The 19,771-nt window shown below is 62.8% G+C and carries 17 protein-coding genes; 12 read left to right on the top strand and 5 right to left on the bottom strand.

Annotation, left to right across the window (positions count from 1 at the left end):
• The first annotated feature begins 67 nt into the window (after positions 1 to 67).
• The 3 genes from BV82_RS09875 to BV82_RS09865 all read left to right on the top strand — a co-directional run bounded on the left by BV82_RS09875 (position 68) and on the right by BV82_RS09865 (position 1,746).
• Positions 68 to 448 carry a Mor transcription activator family protein gene (locus BV82_RS09875; RefSeq protein ID WP_010220421.1) on the top strand — a complete coding sequence of 127 codons (381 nt, stop codon included), beginning with the start codon at positions 68 to 70 and terminating at the stop codon, positions 446 to 448.
• A 63-nt stretch (positions 449 to 511) separates the two neighbouring features.
• Positions 512 to 1,081 carry a DUF2589 domain-containing protein gene (locus BV82_RS09870; RefSeq protein WP_036994520.1) on the top strand — a complete coding sequence of 190 codons (570 nt, stop codon included), beginning with the start codon at positions 512 to 514 and terminating at the stop codon, positions 1,079 to 1,081.
• Between the two features lie 101 nt (positions 1,082 to 1,182).
• Entirely contained in the window at positions 1,183 to 1,746 is a 564-nt protein-coding gene (locus BV82_RS09865; RefSeq protein ID WP_302184189.1) for a DUF2589 domain-containing protein, read from the top strand.
• Between the two features lie 12 nt (positions 1,747 to 1,758).
• Here BV82_RS09865 and BV82_RS09860 read toward each other — a convergent pair whose 3' ends face one another.
• From BV82_RS09860 to BV82_RS09850, 3 genes are all read right to left on the bottom strand, one after another.
• A complete protein-coding gene (locus BV82_RS09860; protein WP_036994518.1) occupies positions 1,759 to 5,436 on the bottom strand; it encodes a translocation/assembly module TamB domain-containing protein in 3,678 nt (1,225 codons plus the stop codon).
• A complete protein-coding gene (locus BV82_RS09855) occupies positions 5,433 to 7,175 on the bottom strand; it encodes an autotransporter assembly complex protein TamA (protein ID WP_010220425.1) in 1,743 nt (580 codons plus the stop codon). Before BV82_RS09855 ends, BV82_RS09860 begins: the two co-directional genes overlap by 4 nt.
• 66 nt (positions 7,176 to 7,241) lie before the next feature.
• Positions 7,242 to 7,892 carry a GNAT family N-acetyltransferase gene (locus tag BV82_RS09850; protein ID WP_010220426.1) on the bottom strand — a complete coding sequence of 217 codons (651 nt, stop codon included), beginning with the start codon at positions 7,890 to 7,892 and terminating at the stop codon, positions 7,242 to 7,244.
• Positions 7,893 to 8,054: 162 nt separating this feature from the next.
• Between BV82_RS09850 and xthA the strand changes: the two genes are divergently transcribed.
• From xthA to BV82_RS09835, 3 genes are all read left to right on the top strand, one after another.
• Positions 8,055 to 8,867 carry an exodeoxyribonuclease III gene (xthA, locus tag BV82_RS09845; protein WP_010220427.1) on the top strand — a complete coding sequence of 271 codons (813 nt, stop codon included), beginning with the start codon at positions 8,055 to 8,057 and terminating at the stop codon, positions 8,865 to 8,867.
• A gap of 198 nt (positions 8,868 to 9,065) precedes the next feature.
• The gene (locus tag BV82_RS09840; RefSeq protein ID WP_010220428.1) at positions 9,066 to 10,382 is read left to right on the top strand and encodes a substrate-binding domain-containing protein; all 1,317 of its coding nucleotides are present in this window, start codon (positions 9,066 to 9,068) and stop codon (positions 10,380 to 10,382) included.
• A 165-nt stretch (positions 10,383 to 10,547) separates the two neighbouring features.
• Positions 10,548 to 11,570, top strand: coding sequence for a TerC family protein (locus BV82_RS09835; protein ID WP_036994516.1), 1,023 nt, complete (start codon positions 10,548 to 10,550; stop codon positions 11,568 to 11,570).
• Here the strand turns inward: BV82_RS09835 and BV82_RS09830 are convergent.
• Complete coding sequence (locus tag BV82_RS09830) at positions 11,564 to 12,793, bottom strand: acyl-CoA dehydrogenase (RefSeq protein ID WP_010220430.1); 1,230 nt, start codon at positions 12,791 to 12,793, stop codon at positions 11,564 to 11,566. The two genes, BV82_RS09835 and BV82_RS09830, sit on opposite strands and share 7 nt — an antisense overlap.
• Positions 12,794 to 12,931: 138 nt before the next feature.
• Between BV82_RS09830 and BV82_RS09825 the strand changes: the two genes are divergently transcribed.
• From BV82_RS09825 to BV82_RS09815, 3 genes are all read left to right on the top strand, one after another.
• On the top strand, positions 12,932 to 13,870 hold the full coding sequence (locus tag BV82_RS09825) for a LysR family transcriptional regulator (RefSeq protein WP_036994511.1): 939 nt from the start codon (positions 12,932 to 12,934) through the stop codon (positions 13,868 to 13,870).
• Between the two features lie 123 nt (positions 13,871 to 13,993).
• Positions 13,994 to 14,395, top strand: coding sequence for a MerR family transcriptional regulator (locus BV82_RS09820; RefSeq protein ID WP_010226535.1), 402 nt, complete (start codon positions 13,994 to 13,996; stop codon positions 14,393 to 14,395).
• A gap of 19 nt (positions 14,396 to 14,414) precedes the next feature.
• Positions 14,415 to 15,314, top strand: a complete 900-nt coding sequence (locus tag BV82_RS09815; RefSeq protein WP_010226536.1) for a hydroxymethylglutaryl-CoA lyase — start codon at positions 14,415 to 14,417, stop codon at positions 15,312 to 15,314.
• Positions 15,315 to 15,852: 538 nt separating this feature from the next.
• Here BV82_RS09815 and BV82_RS09810 read toward each other — a convergent pair.
• The gene (locus BV82_RS09810; RefSeq protein WP_010226538.1) at positions 15,853 to 16,374 is read right to left on the bottom strand and encodes an MgtC/SapB family protein; all 522 of its coding nucleotides are present in this window, start codon (positions 16,372 to 16,374) and stop codon (positions 15,853 to 15,855) included.
• Positions 16,375 to 16,516: 142 nt separating this feature from the next.
• Here BV82_RS09810 and BV82_RS09805 point away from each other — a divergent pair, with 142 nt between their 5' ends.
• The 3 genes from BV82_RS09805 (at position 16,517) to mapR (ending at position 19,744) form a co-directional block, all read left to right on the top strand.
• Entirely contained in the window at positions 16,517 to 16,759 is a 243-nt protein-coding gene (locus BV82_RS09805) for a DUF3203 family protein (protein WP_010226539.1), read from the top strand.
• A 121-nt stretch (positions 16,760 to 16,880) separates the two neighbouring features.
• Positions 16,881 to 18,293, top strand: a complete 1,413-nt coding sequence (gene ccoG, locus BV82_RS09800) for a cytochrome c oxidase accessory protein CcoG (RefSeq protein WP_010226540.1) — start codon at positions 16,881 to 16,883, stop codon at positions 18,291 to 18,293.
• Between the two features lie 41 nt (positions 18,294 to 18,334).
• Complete coding sequence (mapR, locus tag BV82_RS09795; RefSeq protein ID WP_010226541.1) at positions 18,335 to 19,744, top strand: GntR family transcriptional regulator MpaR; 1,410 nt, start codon at positions 18,335 to 18,337, stop codon at positions 19,742 to 19,744.
• Positions 19,745 to 19,771: the final 27 nt, after the last annotated feature.

Raw genomic sequence — 19,771 nt, 5'->3', positions numbered from 1 at the left:
GCTCGAGCCGCTTGGCACGGATGCTCAAGCATCTGGGTGCCAAACCATCGCCTACAAGGAAGTCATCATGGAACTGAGCGAACTGAACCGTATTGATGTCGCGCAACTGCCCCACTCGCTGCAGATGCTGATCGAGTGCCTGGGTATCGAGAATGCCTACAACCTTACCTGTGCCTTTGGTGGGCGCCCCAAGTACATCCCCAAGCATCGAGAGCGCACCGCCCTGGCACAGATCCTTCCCGCCCCGGCGCTGGATGCGCTGATCCGGCGCTTCGCCGGCATGGCCCTGGAAATCCCCAAGGTCGACCATTTCCTGCGCCAACTGCGCAATCAACAGATCCAGCAAGAAAGTGCCGATGGCCAGTCTCGTAGCATGCTGGCCAACAAGTACGGCTTAAGCCTGCGCCAGATCGGCAACATCCGTCGTCAGGAAGCTTGTCCGCGCTGAGTACGGCAAACATGAACCCCAATACTGCACACAAGGTGTGGACCCACGATAAGGAAATCACCCATGGCAACAATCGACAACGATCTGATCGGTTCGGTCATGAACTCCCTGCCCCTGGACCGGATGATTGCCGGACCGCTGCAGGCAATGGTCCAGGCACAGGTAGCCGCTAGCCAGTCCTACGCCGACTTCCTCATGGGCGTCTGTGTCGAGAATGGCAAAGCAGTTGCCATCGAGTTCAACTACGACGAAACCGTCACCGATGAGCAGGGGGCGGCCAAGGGAACCGTTTCCAAAACCATGCGCATCCCGCTGATGGCGGCGATCGCCCACCCCAACATTGTCATCGAGGAAGGTAACGTCGAGTTCGAAGTGACCATCAGCCAACAGGCTGAATCCAGTCGCGAAACCGCAGGCGAAGCGAGTACCGCTGCCTCCTTCGGCTTCGGCAAGTTCAAGATGGAGTTCAAAGGCCAGGTCAGCCACAAGTCGACACAAACCCGCAAGACCGATACCCGTGCGCGCTATGCCTTCAATACCAAAATACGCCGCCAGGAGCCGCCGGAGGCACTGATGCGAGTAATTGATGCCCTCACCGAAGCCGCCAGCAAACCGGTTGCAAGCCCCAGCTGACAGCCACCGTCCCAGCGCAGGGTAGCTGAGCGCACCCCTTCGCCACTGGCCCCTTCCACGGGAGGGGGCTTCAGCTAAAAAATCCCAGGAGTGCCCACCGCTTGGACCCTCGCCCGCCAAACAACGCACCCATCATCGCCAGCGACCTGTGCGATATCACTCGCGGCCTGCAGGAAGCCGCCGCAGCCACCAACAACCTGATTGCCCAGCAGTACATCAAGCTGTTCGACCAGTTTTTCGACTATGACGCCGAGGCACTGGGCACGCCGATGAAAGCCAAGATGGTCGAAGTGGCGATGGACGATCAGCACACGATGCAGATCCCGCTGATCGCACTGGTGTCACCGCGTGGGCTGGCACTGGAGCGCATGCAGGTCGACCTGTCTGTGCGGATTCAAAACACCGAAACCACCGAGGCCTGCGAGAGCCTGCAACGCGAGCGCTTCTATGTAACGGTCGGCGGCCAGAGCAAACGCAATGGCGAAGCACCGCGCGACCCCGATGAAGTGCAGATCCGCATGCAGTTCCAGGCCTGTGAACCACCGGAAGCGCTGAACCGGCTGATCGAGGAGTACACCAAACTGATTACCCCGCTTCGCTTGTCCACCCCTGTCCAGCCCACGGACGACAGCAACGAGTTCATCGAAGCGGCGACCGTGCGCTGACACTACTGGCCTCTAGAAGTCACGCTTGTAGAAGATATCTAGGGAGCTGGCCAGACCACTGGCCGCCTCCAGGTAGACTTTCTTGCTGAGCTTGTAACGCAGGGCAATGGTGTTGGCCGGCTCGAACACCCCAACACCGTAACGCAGGCTCAAACGCTCGGTCAGGTTACCGCTGGCGACTACCGCAGTGCTATTGCCGCTGCCCTGGGTGTCGAGCTGGAAGTCATCGATACCCAGGCTCGAGGCCAGGCTGCCGGTGATCCCGGCGCTGCCTGCCAGGCCCAGGCCGAGCGCGGCTTCAGCGAGCATGTTGTTGTCTTCCCCGGTAGTACCCAATGGCCGCCCGAGCACCAGGTAGGACAACGCCTGCTCCTGGCTCATGGCCGGCTCCGAGAACACCTGGGTGGTGGGCTGTTCGGCGCTGCCGCTCAAGCGGATACCGGCAATCACATCATCGGTCTTGCGAATGGCCTCGATGTCCAGGTAAGGCTGGTCGATGGGGCCGGCAAACAGCAAGCGCGCGCGGCGGATGGTCAGGCGTTGGCCATAGGCGCGGTAGCGGCCGTCGGCCAGGCTCAGTTCGCCGCGGGTATCGAGGTTGTCACCGATGTGCACGTGCCCCAGCAGGTTGGCGGTCAGGCCGAAGCCGCTGAACGAGAGTTTTTCCTGACCGACCTGGACGTCGATATCCATGGCCATGGCCATCGGCGGTTTGCCCTCCTCGGTCTGATGACCAAGGATCACCGTATCGTCGGAAACCTTGACCGTGGACGGCGGTAACTCACGCACGGTGATTTTGCCCTTGGGTACCCGCACCTTGCCGGTCACCGCGAGCTTGTCGTCAATCAGGCTGATTTTCAGGTCCGGAGCGACTTCCAGTGCCGCATAGGGCTCAACATTGACCGGCAGCTGCTGGCCCTGCAGCGCCAGGTTGACAGTCAGTGCCTGGCCCCAGCCAATCTGCCCGTTCAGGCTGCCCTGGCCAGCATCACCGCTTTTCCAGCGGCCGTTGAGCTGGACCTGTTCGCCAGCGATCAGTGCCTGCAATTGCAGATCCTCAAGGCTGATCGGCAGCTCCGAGCCGCTAATTTCGCCACGCGCAAGGTTCAGGCTGCCATTGACCTGGGGCGCCAGCAAAGTGCCGGACAGGCGCCCGCTGCCGTTGAGCTGGCCATTCAAGCGTTCGACCATCGGCGCGAACGGGCGGCCAATGGCCAGGTCCAGGCCACTGAGGCGGAAGTCACCGCTCAGGGGTTTGTTTTTGGCCAGCGGATCAAGCCGGGTATTGACCGCCAGCTCGCCGAGCTTGTCGCCCAGGAAATCCAGACGGGTGTCGATGCGTCGCGGGCCCAGGGTGCTTTGCAGGCGCAGGGTCTGGTAGGGGAAGTCCAGCCAGCGGTCCTTTTCGCGCACCCGCAGGGTACCGCCGCTGGCATCGATGAGGACAGTGCCCTTGGGCCCGCTGGCCGGAACATCGAGGTTGATGTCGGCATTGAGCAGGCCCTGCCAGGCAAAGTCCTTGGGCAGCCACTGCGCCAGGCTTTGCAACGGGAACTGCTTGAGGTGGTAGCGCAGGCGCGGCTCGGGCGCCAGACGCTGATCTTCGCCACACAGGCTGGCCTGGCCGGAACGCCAGCAATGGGCGCTGAAATCCACTTGCCCACTGGCCAGGCGCTGCAGTTTCGCCGGTGCCTGCAGGCGCCAGTCCTGGCCGCCGGCCTGGATTTCACCACTGGCCAGGCGACCGCGCCAGTTGCCCTTGTCCAGTTGCCCGTCCAGGCCCAGGTCCAGCTTGAGCTGCGGCCCGTCCAGGGCCAGTTGCAGCTTTTGCTGGCGAATGTCACCTGCCCCCTTGGCGGTGAGCATGCCAAGGGGGGTGTCACCCAGGCGAATGCCGCCGGCCTGCAGGTCGATAAGCGCGCGTTGCGCGTTGTCCAGACGCGCATCCAGGCTCAGGCGCTGTACACGGTTGTCGGCCTGGGCCAATTGCTGGCCCTGCAGAACGAAGCTGCCCTGGGGCGCCTGCAAGGTTCCGGTAACCTCCAGCCGCCCTTTGACCTGGCCTTGCAACTGCGGCCAGAGTTGGCCCAGGCGCGGCAGGTTGAGATCGATCTGCCCGGCCAGACGCTGTTGCAGGCTGCCGCTGCCATTGATCTGGTTGTCGCCCAGGCGGATGTCCAGGGTGCCCAGGGTCCATTGCTGCCCTGCCCCTTGTGCCACCGCCTTGAGTACGGCGGGCTGGCCGCGCAGGCGGCCCTTGAGGTCAAGGTCGGCATCCAGGCGCAACTCGCCGTTTTTCATTTCACCCTTGCTGCGCAACGGGCCCGCCAGGGTGCCGGGCAATTCGGCCAGCCAGTACGCCGGGTTCAGCGCCGACAGCTCCAGCGCCGCATCCCAGGCCAGGCCATCGGCAAACTGCACGCCGACACTGCCGGCGGCCTTGCCCTGGCCGGCACTGAGCAACAATTGCGGCAAGCTGACCTGCTTGAGGTCGCCCTTGAACGGGCTGCTCAGGCTGAAGGCGCCGGCCGGGCCGTCCAGGTCACCTTTGAACTCGCCCTGGTAGTTGCCATCACGGTACTGCACCTGGCCGTTGAAGCGGCGCAGGGTAACGTCGGGCGCTTGCTCCAGCGGATACAGGCGCAACCAGGGGAAATCCAGCCAGTCGATGCTGGCTTCAGCACTCAGGCCTTGCTGCCAGTCGGCCTTGGCCTTGAGCTTGAGCGCCTGCTCGGCGCTGGCGCTGAGGTCCAGGGTGCTGAGCTCGGCACCTTTGGCATCGACCCGGCCTTGCAGATTGAGCGCCACCGGCCCCTGCTCGGCGGGCAGGCTGGCTGAACCCAGCAACTGATAGCCGCTTTGCAGGTTACCCTTGGCGCTCAGTTGCAGCGTGTTCAGTTGCAGGGTGTCAGGCAGCTCGGCCGAGGGTTTGAAGGCCTCGCTGCTGATCTGCAGGTGCGCCGGCAGGTTGTCGGCCAGGGCTTGCAGCTCGCCGGACAGGCGCGCGTGCAGGTAACCGCTGCTGTCAGCCTTGAGCCTGAGGGTTTTCTGCAGGTCGCCGTCCACCTGCAATGCCAGTTGCCAGGGCTGTCCGTCGACACTCGGCAACTGCAGTTGCCCCTTGGCCTGCAACGGCCAATCGGCTTCGGGCTTGAGCAACCCCTGCAGGTTCAGCTTGAGCTCATCGCGCTGCAGTTGCAGGCTGTCGATCTGCAGCCCGCCCGAGGTCCAATGCGCGGCCAGTTGCAATTGGCTGAGCTGTTCATTGCCGTCCAGGCGCAGATGGCCGATACGCACCTGGCCCAACTCGATGGCCACGGGTAGCTTGAGTGCCGGCAGTTGCAACGGCCCGCTATCAGGCTTCGGCTCGCCGGGTGCGAAGGCCAGGTTGACCTGATCGGCTTGCAACTGATCGATGCACAGGGTCATGCGCAGCAGGCAGGCCGGCGACCAGGCCAGTACCGGCGCCACCAACTCGACCCGATCGCCGCCTTGTGCCCACAGCAAGCGCTCGGCTTGCCACTGCCCGGCCAGACGCCCCTGGAAGTTATCCAGCTGCTGCAGCCCCGGCACCTGCTCCAGGGCCCAGCGGCTGCCGGCCTGGGTACCGAGCACCAGGCCCACACCCAGCACCACCAGCATGAGCAAGGCCAGCAGGCCAAGAACGATGAATTTGATAACGCGACTCACAGTTCCGGCCCCATGGAGAAGTGCAGACGCAAACCGCCGTCGTCATCCAGCGCGCGGGCCAGATCCAGACGCAGCGGTCCGACCGGAGACACCCAGCGCACACCGATACCGACACCGGTCTTGAGGCTGGGAAGCTCCAGATTATTGAATGAATTGCCCTGGTCGATGAAGGTCGCCACCCGCCACTTTTCTGCAACCGAATACTGGTACTCGGCACTGCCGGCCACCAGGTAACGGCCGCCAATACGATCGCCGTCGGAGTTTTTCGGTGACAGGGTCTGGTAGTCGTAGCCTCGCACGCTCTGGTCGCCACCGGCAAAGAAGCGCAACGAGGGCGGAACCGAATTCTTGTAGCTGTTGGTGGCGCTGCCGCCGAACTGCACACGGCCGAGAAAGCGATGATTCTGGCCCAGAGTGGTCAGGCCCTTGAGCAGCACATTGGCATGCAGCAGGTTGGTGTCGGAGACCAGTCCCTGCTTGGCCGCCTGCACATCGAACTGCAGGCGATAGCCATTGTGCGGGTCGATGCGATTATCGCTGCGCAGGTAGGAATAGCTGATGCCGGGCATCAGCAGGTTGCTCAGGCCCGAATCGTCACCGAGCTTGTACTCTTCGCGCTGGTACTTGAGCGAAATGACCCGCTGCCAGCCGCTGGGCAGCTTGCTGTGCCATTCCGGGCCGACCGTGAGCAGCTTGCTCAAGGTATCGGTGCCGGCGATTTCTTCGTTCTGGTAACCACCGGCAAAACGCAGTTTGTCGGTCAGCGGCGGGTCGAGCGGGATGTCGTACCACAGGCCGACGTTCTGCCGTGGCGCCGACAGTTCGGTTTCCCAGCCGTAGCTGTGACCTTGCGGGTTGACCCAGTGGCGAGTCCAGTTGGCCTTGCCGCGCGGCCCGACGTCGGTCGAAAAACCCAGGCCCAGGCCCATGGTCCGCGGTTTGCGGGTGTCGAGCTGAACGGCCACCGGGATGCTCTGCTCGATAGCGGCAGTGGGCGCGGCATCGACCCGTACGCCTTCGAAGTAGCCGCTCGACTGCAGGGCATTGTTGAGCTCGGCGATCAGCTCGGAGTCGTAGGGCGTGTCAGCCTTGAACGGCACCATGCGGTGCAGCAGGTCTTCATCGAGCGGCGTATCGCCAGCAAAGCTGACCTTGCCCAGGCGGTAGCGCGGACCACTGTCGTAGATCAGCTCGATATCGGCAACGCCAGCCTGGGGGTCGACCGCCAGGCGCTGGCGGACGAAGCGGCCACTGAAAAACCCGTAGCGCGAGGCCTGGTTCTGGATCAGGCGCTTGGCGTCTTCGTAGTGGCCATGGTTGAGCACCGCGCCTGAGCGCAACGCCTTGCTGTCGGGAATGCGGAAGGCCTTGAGTTCACTGGCCGGGCCATCGATGCGAATGGTCACATCACGCAAGTGCACCGGCTCGCCTGGGTCGATCGTCAATACCAGCTGCGGGCCCTTGTCGGCCTTGGCCGGCGGTTTGACCTCGCTGTCGATCTGCGCCTGGTAATAGCCCAGGGCCTGGGAGGCCTTGCGTGCCTGCTCGACTGCGCCGCGACTGAAGCGCAGCAGCGCCTCTTCATCGCGTTTACCAAGGCTGCCGATATAGCCTTCGACATTGGCCTTGAGTTCGTTATTGGCAGGTTTGACCCGGACAACCAGCTCGCTTTGCGCATACGCGCCGATGCTGGCAACCCATAGAATCAAACCGCAGGTAAATCGTCCTGAATACGTCATAGGCGCGGATGCTACCAGAGCTTGGCGGCAGCATGGAGCCCGAGGTTTTCCTCACTGCTACGCAATTCAGGCCGATACCTGCTGTGACGACTGCGGATTGGGGTGAAAGAACACGTGTTCGCGGACCGGGCCTACAGCGATCTCGCCAATTTCCTGGTAGCCCTGACGCTGGTAAAACGCCAGGTAGTGCTCGTTGCCGGTGTCCAGCACCACGCCTTGGGAATGCTCATCCACGGCACACCAGTCGTGCACAGCCTGTAACAACTGTTCGCCGTAGTGCTTGCCCTGAAACTGCGGGTGGATCCCCAGCAGCGGCAGTACATGCACCGCGTCACTGGGCAGACAGGCCGCCAGCGCAGCCTGGTAATCCAGGTAGCGGCGGGTACAGCGAAACCCGGTGCTGAGCACCATGCGCATGCGCCAGGCCCAGCTTTCGGTGATGCCCAGGCGCCGCTGCGGCGGGGCAATCAGGGCGATGCCGATCAAGCGGTCTTCAACCAGCAGGCCAATGGCGGGTAAATCCTGGAGAAAATGCTGCTTGACCCGCTCGCGCACGGTGGCGCGAATACGCTGGTCGAACCCGGGACGCTGGGCCTCGAACAGAAAGGCAAAGGTCGGTTCGTGGCGATAGGCGTGATACAACAGGGAGCGCGCCTCGCGGCTGTAGCCGCCATCGAGCAGACGGACTTCAGCCGGTGCGGCAGTCGATTCGGGCATGCTGGCAAACCTCCGGAAATGGGCATTCATTGCCTTTGAGGTGTGCGGGGTGCCAACGTTCACCTCGTGCCACAGGTTAGCAACCTCTCGAGTGGATCGCCATGCTGGCCGACGTCGCCGATGTCGGCTAGGATCCTGGGTTTTACCAGGATTGTGCTGCCCATGAAGATCGTCTCGTTCAACATCAATGGCCTGCGTGCCCGGCCCCACCAGTTGGCGGCGTTGATCGAAAAGCACCAGCCCGACGTCATCGGCCTGCAGGAAACCAAAGTCAGCGACGAGCAGTTCCCGCTCGCTGAGGTCCAGGCTCTGGGCTACCACGTGCACTTTCATGGCCAGAAGGGCCACTACGGCGTCGCCCTGCTCTCGCGCCAGGCGCCACTGAGCCTGCACAAGGGCTTCAGCACCGATGAAGAAGAAGCCCAGCGACGCTTCATCTGGGGCACCTTCGCTGATGCCGATGGCACCCCGATCACCATCATGAACGGCTACTTTCCCCAGGGCGAGAGCCGCGACCACCCAACCAAGTTCCCGGCCAAGCAGCGCTTTTACAGCGACCTGCAGACACTGCTCGAGACCCAGTTCCAGAACGACCAGCCGTTGCTGGTGATGGGGGATGTGAACATTTCGCCGGAAGACTGCGACATTGGCATCGGCGCCGACAACGCCAAGCGCTGGCTGAAGACCGGCAAATGCAGCTTCCTGCCGGAAGAGCGCGAGTGGATGGCGCGTCTGAAGAGCTGGGGCCTGGTCGACAGCTTCCGCCACCTGCACCCGGAAGTGGCTGACCGTTTCAGCTGGTTCGACTACCGCAGCCGCGGCTTTGAAGACGAGCCCAAACGCGGCCTGCGCATCGACCTGATCATGGCCTCCCAGGGGCTGCTGCCACGGATCAAGGATGCCGGGGTCGACTATGACCTGCGCGGGATGGAAAAACCTTCGGACCACGCGCCGATCTGGCTTGAGCTGGGCTAGTTCAGACGCAGCCCCTGTGGGAGCAGCTTGCCAGCGATGAGACCCGGCTGGCCAAGCACGGTATCAGCCGTGGAAAAGCATCGCCGGCAAGCCGGCTCCCACAGGATTGGGCGCAGGTTGGCAAAAACGCTGTCATCTTTTGGTCACCCTTCCGTCTTAATCTCCCGGCACACCCTTTGCCCATGAGTGCCAGACGGCATGTTGCGCCACCTCTCCCTGCTTGTGCTTTGCCTGTTCCCGCTGATTGGCGCCGCTGCCCCGCAGGCGCAATTGCGTATCCAGGGCTCCAACACCATCGGTGCCGCGTTGGCACCGGCGCTGGTCACAGGCTTGCTCGAGCAACAAGGCGCCAGTGCCATCAGCATCGTCAGTGGCGACGCCGCCAACGAACGCCAGGTCCGTGCCCGAGACAGTAACGGCCAGGCCTTGCGCATCGATATCGCCGCCCACGGATCCAGTACCGGTTTTACCGCACTCAAGTCCGGCCAGGCGGAACTGGCTGCCTCCTCCCGTCCGATCAAGCCGGTTGAGCTGAGCGAGCTGCAAGCCCTGGGTGACCTCAACAGTGCCGCCGCCGAGCAGGTCATTGCCCTGGATGGTGTCGCGGTGATCGTCCACCCCGACAACCCGTTGCCGCAGCTGACCACTGTCCAGCTGGCACAGGTTTTTTCCGGGCAAATCCGCAATTGGGAGCAATTGGGTATCGGCAGCGGCCCCATCAACCTGTACGCCCGCGATGACCGCTCCGGGACCTTCGAAACCTTCAAGGCCCTGGTGCTCGACCCGGCACAACACCCCCTGGCCGACACTGCCCGGCGCTTCGAATCGGCCGAGCAACTGGCCAGCCAGGTGCTCGGCGATCGCCAGGCCATCGGCTTCAGCAGCCTGGCCACGGTGCATGGCGCCAAGGTCGTGGCGATTGCCGACGGTGCGTCCCAGGCCATGCTGCCGACACCGGCCCTGGTGGCCAGCGAAGACTATCCGCTGTCGCGACGGTTGTTCTTTTATCTGCCGCCCGGTCAGGCCAATCCACTGGCCCGCGCCCTGGTCGAGTTCGCCCAAAGCGCCCAGGGCCAGGCCATCGTTACCCATAACGGCTTCGTCGGCCAGCAGGTGCAGAGCATCAAGGTACAGCCACGCAAGGAGATGCCCCGCCGCTACCTTGACCTGGCCAGCGATGCCCGGCGCCTGTCGGTGAATTTTCGCTTCCAGGAGGGCAACGCCAGCCTCGACAACAAGGCCCTGCGCGATGTGCAACGGGTGGTCCAGTACCTGCAGGCGCAGCACAAGCTGGCCAACAAGGTGGTGCTGGTGGGGTTTGGCGATGCCAAGGATGACCCGCAGCGCGCCGCCCTGCTCTCGCGGCTGCGAGCCATGGCGGTGCGTCGGGAACTGGCCCGCAGCGGCGTTGAACTGCGCGAGATCATCGGCCTGGGCGATGAACTGCCGGTGGCGGCCAACACCGCCGAACAAGGGCGGATCCGCAATCGCCGCGTCGAGGTGTGGGTCTACTGAGCTGCCGAAGGCTGGCCTGGGCAAACAATTGTTACAGGCTCGATTGGGCGCTCACCCTCCCCGGGGCTAGGCTTGTCCTTAGTGACGCCGGGCCCCTCTGACGGCTGCCAAGCCGCCATGTCGGAGTCACTGTTGCTCAGCAACGTCGACATCAAGGAGGGGCTCATGGCAGCTCTACAGGTATTTCTCGATAACGACTTCCTCGGCACCAGCCTGTGGTTCTGGCTGGCCTTTCTCGGCATCGTCCTGACCCTGCTGGTGCTGGACCTGGGCGTACTGCACCGCAAATTGCACGAAATCGAAATGCGCGAAAGCCTGCTGCTGTATGCCGGCTACTTCAGCGTTGGCGTGCTGTTCGGCGTATGGCTGTGGTTCGAGCTGGGCGCGCAGAAGGCCCTGGAATTCTATACCGGCTTTCTCATCGAGCAGTCGTTGTCGATGGACAACGTGTTCGTCATGGCAATGATCTTCAGCTTCTTCGCCATCCCCCGCCGCTACCAGCACCGGGTGCTGTTCTGGGGCATTCTCGGGGTAGTGGTGCTGCGGGCGATCATGATTGGCCTGGGCAGTGCGCTGGTGCAGGAGTTCGACTGGATCCTCTATGTGTTCGGTGCCTTCCTGCTGTGCACGGGAGTGAAAATGCTGTTCTCCGGCACAGAACCCCACCCGGACCTGGCGAACAATCCGGTGCTCAAATTCGTCCGCCGACACCTGCGGGTCACCGACGAGCTGCACGGCCCGCGTTTTTTCGTGCACATCACCCCGGCCGGGCAGAGCAAGGCGCTGCGCTATGCCACGCCGCTGTTCCTGGCCCTGGTACTGATCGAGCTGGCCGACCTGGTGTTCGCCGTCGACAGCGTGCCGGCAATCTTTGCCATCACCCAGGACCCGTTCATTGTCTACACCTCGAACATCTTCGCCATTCTCGGGTTGCGGGCGCTGTACTTTGCCCTGGCGGCGCTGATGCACCGCTTTATTTACCTCAAGTACGCCTTGGCGCTGGTGCTGGTGTTCATCGGCGGCAAGATTTTCTACCACGGCCTGATCGGTGCCGTGCCGCCGATGCTGTCGCTGGGGGTGACCATTGCCCTGCTTAGCGCTGGGGTGTTGTGTTCACTGTACTCGACCCGTTCGCGGGGCAAGCCCGCCCCAGGAAAAGAGACGGGCTTGCGCGGCAAGCATCAGTGACCGCTACGGAGCAGTTCCCTGGGCACGTACTTGCCGATCTCGTACTTGCCGATCGCCGCGCGGTGCACTTCGTCCGGGCCGTCGGCCAGGCGCAGGGTGCGCTGCATGGCGTACATGTAGGCCAGCGGGAAATCAGCCGAGACGCCGGCGCCGCCATGGATCTGGATTGCCCGGTCGATGACCTTGAGGGCCACGTTCGGTGCCACCACCTTGATCTGGGCGATTTCGCTGCGGGCGACCTTGTTGCCGACGGTGTCCATCATGTACGCGGCCTTGAGGGTCAGCAGCCGGGCCATGTCGATTTCCATCCTCGAGTCGGCAATCTTGTCGACGTTGCCACCCAGGCGCGCCAACGGCCGGCCGAAGGCGGTACGTTCCACCGAGCGCTTGCACATCAGTTCCAGGGCACGTTCCGCCATGCCGATCGAGCGCATGCAGTGGTGGATGCGCCCCGGGCCAAGGCGCCCCTGGGCGATCTCGAAACCGCGGCCCTCGCCGAGCAGCACGTTCTCGTAAGGCACGCGCACGTTCTCGAACAGCACTTCGGCATGGCCATGGGGCGCGTCGTCGTAGCCGAACACCGGCAGCGGGCGCACGATCTTCACCCCGGGAGTGTCGGTGGGCACCAGGATCATCGAATGCTGCTGGTGACGCGGGCCTTCCGGGTTGCTCAGGCCCATGAAGATCATGATCTTGCAGCGCGGATCGCAGGCCCCGGAAGTCCACCACTTACGACCATTGATCACCCACTCGTCACCGTCGCGCACGGCGCGGGCGGCCATATTGGTAGCATCGGATGAAGCCACATCGGGTTCGGTCATGGCGAACGCCGAGCGGATATCACCACGCAGCAGCGGCTCAAGCCATTGGCGCTTCTGTGCTTCATTGGCGTAACGCACCAGCACTTCCATGTTGCCGGTGTCCGGCGCCGAGCAGTTGAACGGCTCGGGGCCGAGCAGCGAGCGGCCCATGATTTCCGCCAGGGGGGCATACTCGAGGTTGGTCAGGCCCGCGCCCAGCTCCGACTCGGGCAGAAACAGGTTCCACAAGCCCTCGGCCTTGGCCTTGGCCTTGAGCTCTTCCATGATCGCCGTCGGCTGCCAGCGATCGCCTTCGGCAACCTGGCGCTCGAACACCGCTTCGGCGGGATAGACATAGGCCTCCATGAACGCCGTGACACGTTCACGCAGCGCCTGGACCTTGGGTGAATAGGCGAAATCCATGGGCAGTACCTTCAGTAGAAAAGGGATCTGATATCGATCCTAGATCAGCAGGCAAAATCCACCTAGTCTATTCTCAGCGTGTATAAACATTCATAACCGATATATGATCCACGAATAACACCAATAAGAGCAGCGCCCATGAACCTGAGCAAGGTCGACCTGAATCTGTTCATCGTCTTCGATGCCATCTACACCGAAGCCAACCTGACCCGGGCCGGGCAGATTGTCGGCATTACCCAGCCGGCGGTGTCCAACGCCCTGGCGCGCCTGCGCGAAACCTTCAATGACCCGCTGTTCGTGCGCACCGCCCAGGGCATGGTGCCCACGCCGATGGCGCAAAACATCATCGGCCCGGTGCGCAATGCCCTCTCGCTGCTGCGCGTGTCGGTGCAGGAGAGCCGCATCTTCAACCCGCTGCAGGCCAACAAGACCTTTCGCATCAGCATGACCGACCTCACCGAGGCGGTGATCTTGCCGCTGCTGTTCCAGCGCCTGCGCCGCCTGGCGCCGGCGGTGGCGATCGAAAGCTTTTTGTGCAAGCGCCGGGAAACCACCAAGGAACTGGCCGCCGGGCGCCTGGACTTTGCCGTCGATGCGCCGCTCAACACCGACCCGCAGGTGCGCCACGTCAAACTGATGCAGGACCGTTACGTCTGCGCCATGCGCCAGGGCCATCCGCTGTTCAAGGACCCGCTCAGCCTGGACGACTACCTGGGCATGACCCACATTCATATCTCCAGCCGGCGCAACGGCCTGGGTTATGTCGACCTGGCCCTGGGCAAGATGGGCGTGCAGCGCAAGATTGCCCTGCGCTCCCAGCATTACCTGATGGCTTCCCAGGTGCTGCAGCAGACCGACATGGTCATGACCGTTCCGGAGCGTTTCGCCCGTCGCCACCAGCTCAACCATGTCAGCCTGCCGGTGGATGTACCGCCACTGGAAACCCATCTGTATTGGCACGAAAGCACCGACCAGGACCCGGCCAACCGCTGGATGCGCGAACAGATCATCGAGCTGTGCCAGGGCGTGGTGGCGCAGGATGAGCGGGCGGCCAAGGCTGAGGTGCCGTTGCAGTGAACACAGAGCCATTGTGGGAGCCGGCGTTGCCGGCGATGCAGGGCATAGCCCTGCCAATCCCTGCTTGACGTATACGTCAACCTGCAATTAGCTTAGCTCCATGCCCTTTTACCGAGCCAAGCAATGAGCAGCCAGACCTACAGCATTTCCGACCTGTCCCGCGAGCTGGACATTACCACCCGGGCGATCCGCTTCTATGAAGAACAGGGCCTGCTCAGCCCGGAACGCCGAGGCCTGGAACGGGTCTACTCGGCCCGCGACAAGGTCAGCCTGAAGCTGATTCTGCGCGGCAAGCGCATTGGCTTTTCCCTGGCCGAATGCCGCGAGCTGATCGAGCTCTATGACCCTTCCAGCGGCAACCTGAAGCAGTTGCACAGCATGCTGGCGAAGATCGCCGAACGCCGTGCCCAACTCGAACAGCAACTGCTCGACATCCAGCAGATGCAACTGGAGCTGGATACAGCCGAGGAACGCTGCGAGCAAGCCCTGGCCGCGACCCTGAACAACCAGAAAAACAGCCATTGAGCCCTGAGGAACCCTGCCCATGTCATTGCCTGAAAAAGTCCGCCTGGTCGAAGTCGGCCCGCGCGACGGCCTGCAGAACGAAGCCCAGCCCATCAGCGTGGCCGACAAGGTCCGGCTGGTCGATGACCTGAGCGCCGCCGGCCTGTCGTACATCGAGGTGGGTAGCTTCGTTTCGCCCAAGTGGGTGCCGCAGATGGCCGGTTCCGCCGAGGTGTTCGCCAATATCCAGCAACACAGTGGCGTGACCTACGCAGCCCTGGCGCCGAACCTGCGCGGCTTCGAAGATGCGCTGGCAGCCGGGGTCAAGGAGGTGGCCGTGTTCGCGGCGGCGTCCGAGGCGTTTTCCCAGCGCAACATCAACTGCTCGATCAGCGACAGCCTGCAGCGCTTCGCGCCGATCATGGCAGCGGCGCGTCAACACGGGGTGCGGGTGCGCGGTTATGTGTCCTGCGTGCTGGGTTGCCCCTATGAAGGCACGATCAGCGCCGAGCAGGTCGCCCCGGTGGCCCGCGAGCTGCACGACATGGGCTGCTATGAAGTGTCGCTGGGCGACACCATCGGCACCGGTACCCCCGGGGCCACCCGGCGCCTGTTCGAAGTGGTCGGCGCCCAGGTGCCACGCGAGCAACTGGCCGGGCACTTTCATGACACCTATGGCCAGGCCCTGGCCAACGTCTATGCCAGCCTGCTCGAAGGCATCAGCGTGTTCGACAGCTCTGTTGCGGGCCTCGGCGGCTGCCCCTATGCCAAAGGCGCCAGCGGTAACGTTGCCAGCGAAGACGTGCTGTACATGCTCCAGGGCCTGGGCATCGACACCGGTATCGACCTGGAGCGCTTGATTGCCGCGGGCTTGCGTATCAGTGCGGTACTCGGCCGTACCACCGGTTCGCGGGTGGCACGCGCGCGGAACGCACGCTGAACACAGGCGGTAACAGCCCAATCACCCCCTGGGTGTTACCGCGCCCGCACTTTTCAGGGAAATTCCGGGTAACACGGAAACAAATCGACAGAATTTCCCGGGACCGTTTTTTGATAAAACCTTCAAACCATTGATTTTATTGGGTTTTAAAAAGTTGGCACGGCACCTGCTACATCTCAGGTACAAGAACAATAAAAAGTGCGACATACCCAATAAAAATAAGACGAAACGACTCTGACATAACAAGAACAACACGACAGAGGCGCAGCTAACAGATTTTTTTGGAGAGGATGTGCTTTCCAGGGGCTTGCCCCGCAACCGGACACAAAACAATAAAACTACCCCAAGGTAGCGCAGGTCACGGTTGGATCAGCAATGATGAAGGTAGATCAGCGCTCAAAAAAATACGTTTGCTCTTGATCCCGGATGGGGATCGCCAGTGATGCAGAGGCAACGGTCACCAAAAACAACAATAGGCCGCCCTCCAATAACAAAAATGAGAGCACGCAACAATCTTTGAGGGGAGCTTAGGCTCCCCTCAGTGCTTCCCGCCCTCACCGTTTTCGTCCTCGTCCTTCTCGAAGCGATTGACCACCAACGGCATCACCCCCAATACCAGCAAGGCCAGCACGGTGCTGATCACCGCCGTAGCTTCACGCCCCATGCCCGCTGCCACGCCGATCGCCGCTGTCATCCACAGGCCCGCCGCGGTGGTCAGGCCTTTGACATTGCTGACGTCCTGGTCGTGCCCCTTGAGAATGGTCCCGGCGCCAAGAAAACCGATCCCGGCGACGATCCCCTGCACCACCCGGCTCAATGCCGCATCGTCGGCCCCGGCCATGCGCGGCACCAGTACGAACAGCGCCGCGCCGAGGGCCACCAGCATATGGGTGCGTACCCCGGCGGCCTTGCCCTTGAGCTCGCGCTCAAAGCCGAGAATGGCACCCAGCAGCGCGGCCATGACCAGGCGCACTGTCACCTGGGTAAGCTGCTTGGCATCGGTGATGTCGGCAAACTCCGCCACCAGGGTAATCCAGACTTGATGCCACCAGGCGTCCATGGGCTTTGTCCGTGCAGGAGGGATTATTCGATGGACAACGGCCGCACCTGCAAGTGCGCCACTGACCGCTGATCGGTTGCCGCCAGCATCCCGTGCGCTCGCGCGGTCCCAAACATAGGACCCCAGCAACGAGGAAGCGGCCATGCCTATTGAAATTGACCAGACCAACCAGCGCTGCACCCTGATCGGCGATCACAACGCACGCATCGAGGGCGAAGCCACGCAGGTGCGGATCGTCACCGACGAAGCCCTGCGCATGTCGGTTGCCGAGCTCAACGGCGAACGCGTACCGATCACTGAACAAGAAGCCGACGCCCTGACTGTAGCGGGTGCGGTGGATGGTCGCAGGCACCTCAAGAGCACCGAGGAGGGCTCGATAATCTGAGGCCTGCAGGCTTTTTACGGAAAATCTGATACGGTTTTTATCGAAATAGCTGAGCCTGTTATGCAAACAGATGGGGCGCCATAGTGCTCTGGCCTGATCGAGGCCTGATGAGCGACGAACCATGAGCGATAGAATTCCCGTCCAGATCGTTGAAATTGCTGAGCCTTCCACTTTCAAGAAGAAGCCTGCCAGCAGCGACAGACAGATCCACACCCGTAGTTTCACCGGCTTGTTTCGTAACCTGCGCCTGGCGGGTGCGGGTTTTCTGTTTTTGCTGTTCTTCGGCACCGTCTGGTTGAACTGGGACGGTCGTCAGGCCGTGCTTTGGGACTTGGCCGACAGCAAGTTCCACATTTTCGGCGCCACTTTCTGGCCACAGGATTTCATCCTGCTCTCGGCCTTGCTGATCATCTGCGCCTTCGGCCTGTTTGCCATCACCGTGTTCGCCGGCCGAGTCTGGTGTGGCTATACCTGCCCACAGAGTTCCTGGACCTGGATCTTCATGTGGTGCGAAAAGGTCACCGAAGGTGAACGCAACCAGCGCATCAAGCTGGATGCCGCGCCGTGGAGCCTGAACAAACTGGCCCGGCGCTCGGCCAAGCACACCTTGTGGCTGGGCATCAGCCTGCTCACCGGGCTGACCTTCGTCGGCTATTTCACCCCGATCCGCCCGCTGGCCGAGGAACTGTTCACCCTGCAACTGGGCGGTGTCAGCCTGTTCTGGATTCTGTTCTTCACCGGCGCCACCTACATCAACGCCGGCTGGCTGCGTGAAGCGGTGTGCATGCACATGTGCCCGTATGCGCGTTTCCAGAGCGTGATGTTCGACAAGGACACCCTGACCGTCGCCTACGACCCGGCCCGTGGCGAGTCCCGCGGCCCGCGCAAAAAGGAAGTCGACCACAAGGCCAAAGGCCTGGGCGATTGCATCGATTGCCATATGTGCGTGCAGGTCTGCCCGACCGGTATCGACATCCGTGACGGCCTGCAGATGGAGTGCATCGGTTGCGCTGCCTGTATCGATGCCTGTGATTCGATCATGGACAAGATGGGCTACGCCCGCGGCCTGGTCGGCTACAAGTCCGAACACACCCTGCAAGGCGGGACCACCAACTGGCTGCGGCCGCGCCTGCTCGGTTACGTCACCGCCCTGGTGGTAATGATTGGCGCCCTGGTCATCGCCCTGCAGCAGCGGCCGATGGTGTCGATGGACGTGATCAAGGACCGTGGCCTGTTCCGCGAGAACAATGCCGGGCAAATCGAGAACATCTACACCCTCAAGGTCATCAACAAGACCCAGCAAGCCCAGCACTATCGCCTGCGCCTGCTCGATGCCGAAGGCTTCGAACTGCACGGCAAGACCGAGTTCAGCCTGGCAGCCGGGGAAATGAGCGACTTGCCGGTGTCGGTGGCGATGTTGGCCGACCGTCCGCAAAGCAGCTCCCAGGACATCAGCTTCGAACTGGTCGACACCGACGAACCGGGCATCCGCAGCGTCGCCCACAGCCGTTTTGTCGCGCCTTTGAACCGCTGATCCCATACACTGCCCGAGCATCCGAAACCTTTCGAGCCATGATGAAACGCTACGAGAAATTCGCCGACGACATTGCCGAACTGATTCGCTCCGGGGTCCTGGGCCCCGGCCAGCGCGTGCCGTCGGTGCGATACGCCAGCCAGACCCACGGCGTCAGCCCGTCCACGGTGTTCCAGGCCTATTACCTGCTGGAGCGCCGCGGGCTGATCCGCGCGCGGCCGCGCTCGGGCTACTTCGTCAACGCCCACGCGCCGCGTCAGTTCAGCGAGCCGCAGATCATCGAGCAAGCCAGCGAGTCCACCGAGGTGGATGTCAGCGAGCTGGTGTTCTCGATTCTCGACTCGATCAAGGACCCGCAAACCGTGGCCTTCGGCTCGGCGTTCCCCAGCCCCAACCTGTTCCCGCTGCCGCGCCTGGCCCGCTCCATGGCCAGCGCCAGCCGCGAGATGGACCCGCGCATGGTGGTCACCGACCTGTCGCCGGGCAACCCGCAGCTGCGCCGGCAGATTGCCCTGCGCTACATGGTCGGCGGCCTGATGCTGCCCATGGAAGAACTGCTGATCACCAACGGCGCACTGGAGGCCCTGAACCTGTGCCTGCAGGCGGTGACCGAGCCGGGCGACCTGGTGGCCATCGAGGCACCGGCTTTTTATGCCTGCCTGCAAATCCTCGAGCGGCTCAAGCTCAAGGCGGTGGAAATCCCCGTGCACCCGCGCGAAGGCATCGACCTCGGGGTGCTGGCCCAGACCCTGGCCAAGCACCCGGTCAAGGCCGTGTGGTGCATGACCAACTTCCAGAACCCGGTAGGCGCAAGCATGCCGGAGGAGAAGAAACAGCAGCTTGTGGAGCTCTTGCGCGAGCATCAGGTGCCGTTGATCGAAGACGACGTCTACGCCGAGCTGTACTACGCCCAGCAGGCACCGAAACCAGCCAAGGCCTTCGACACCGACGGCCTGGTGATGCACTGCGGCTCGTTCGCCAAGAGCCTGGCCCCCGGCTACCGGATCGGCTGGGTGGCCGCCGGGCGTTATGCGCAGAAGATCGAACGACTGAAGCTGATGACCTCGCTGTGCGCCTCGATGCCGGCCCAGGCAGCGATTGCCGACTACCTGCAGCACGGCGGCTACGACCGCCACCTGCGCAGGCTGCGCTACGCCCTGGAGGAACAACAGGCGGCGATGCTCGCGGCCATTGCCCGGTATTTCCCGCCACAGACCCGGGTCAGCCATCCAGCTGGCGGTTACTTCCTGTGGCTGGAGCTGCCCGAGCAAATGGACTCGCTCAAGCTGTTCCAGATGGCCCTGGCCCAGGGCATCAGCATCGCCCCGGGGCCGATTTTTTCGCCGACCCGGCGCTTTCGCAACTGCATCCGCCTCAACTATGGCAGCCCCTGGACCGAGCAATCGGAAAAGGCCATGGAGACCCTGGGCAAAATCGTCCGTTCGTTCTGAGCGGCGGTTGAACTTCGAGCGCGCTTG

Source organism: Pseudomonas donghuensis, from assembly GCF_000696345.2.
In the GTDB taxonomy this organism is placed as follows: Bacteria; Pseudomonadota; Gammaproteobacteria; order Pseudomonadales; family Pseudomonadaceae; genus Aquipseudomonas; species Aquipseudomonas donghuensis.
Note: the sequence above shows the minus strand (reverse complement) of the source record. Positions and strands in the feature narration are given on the sequence as shown.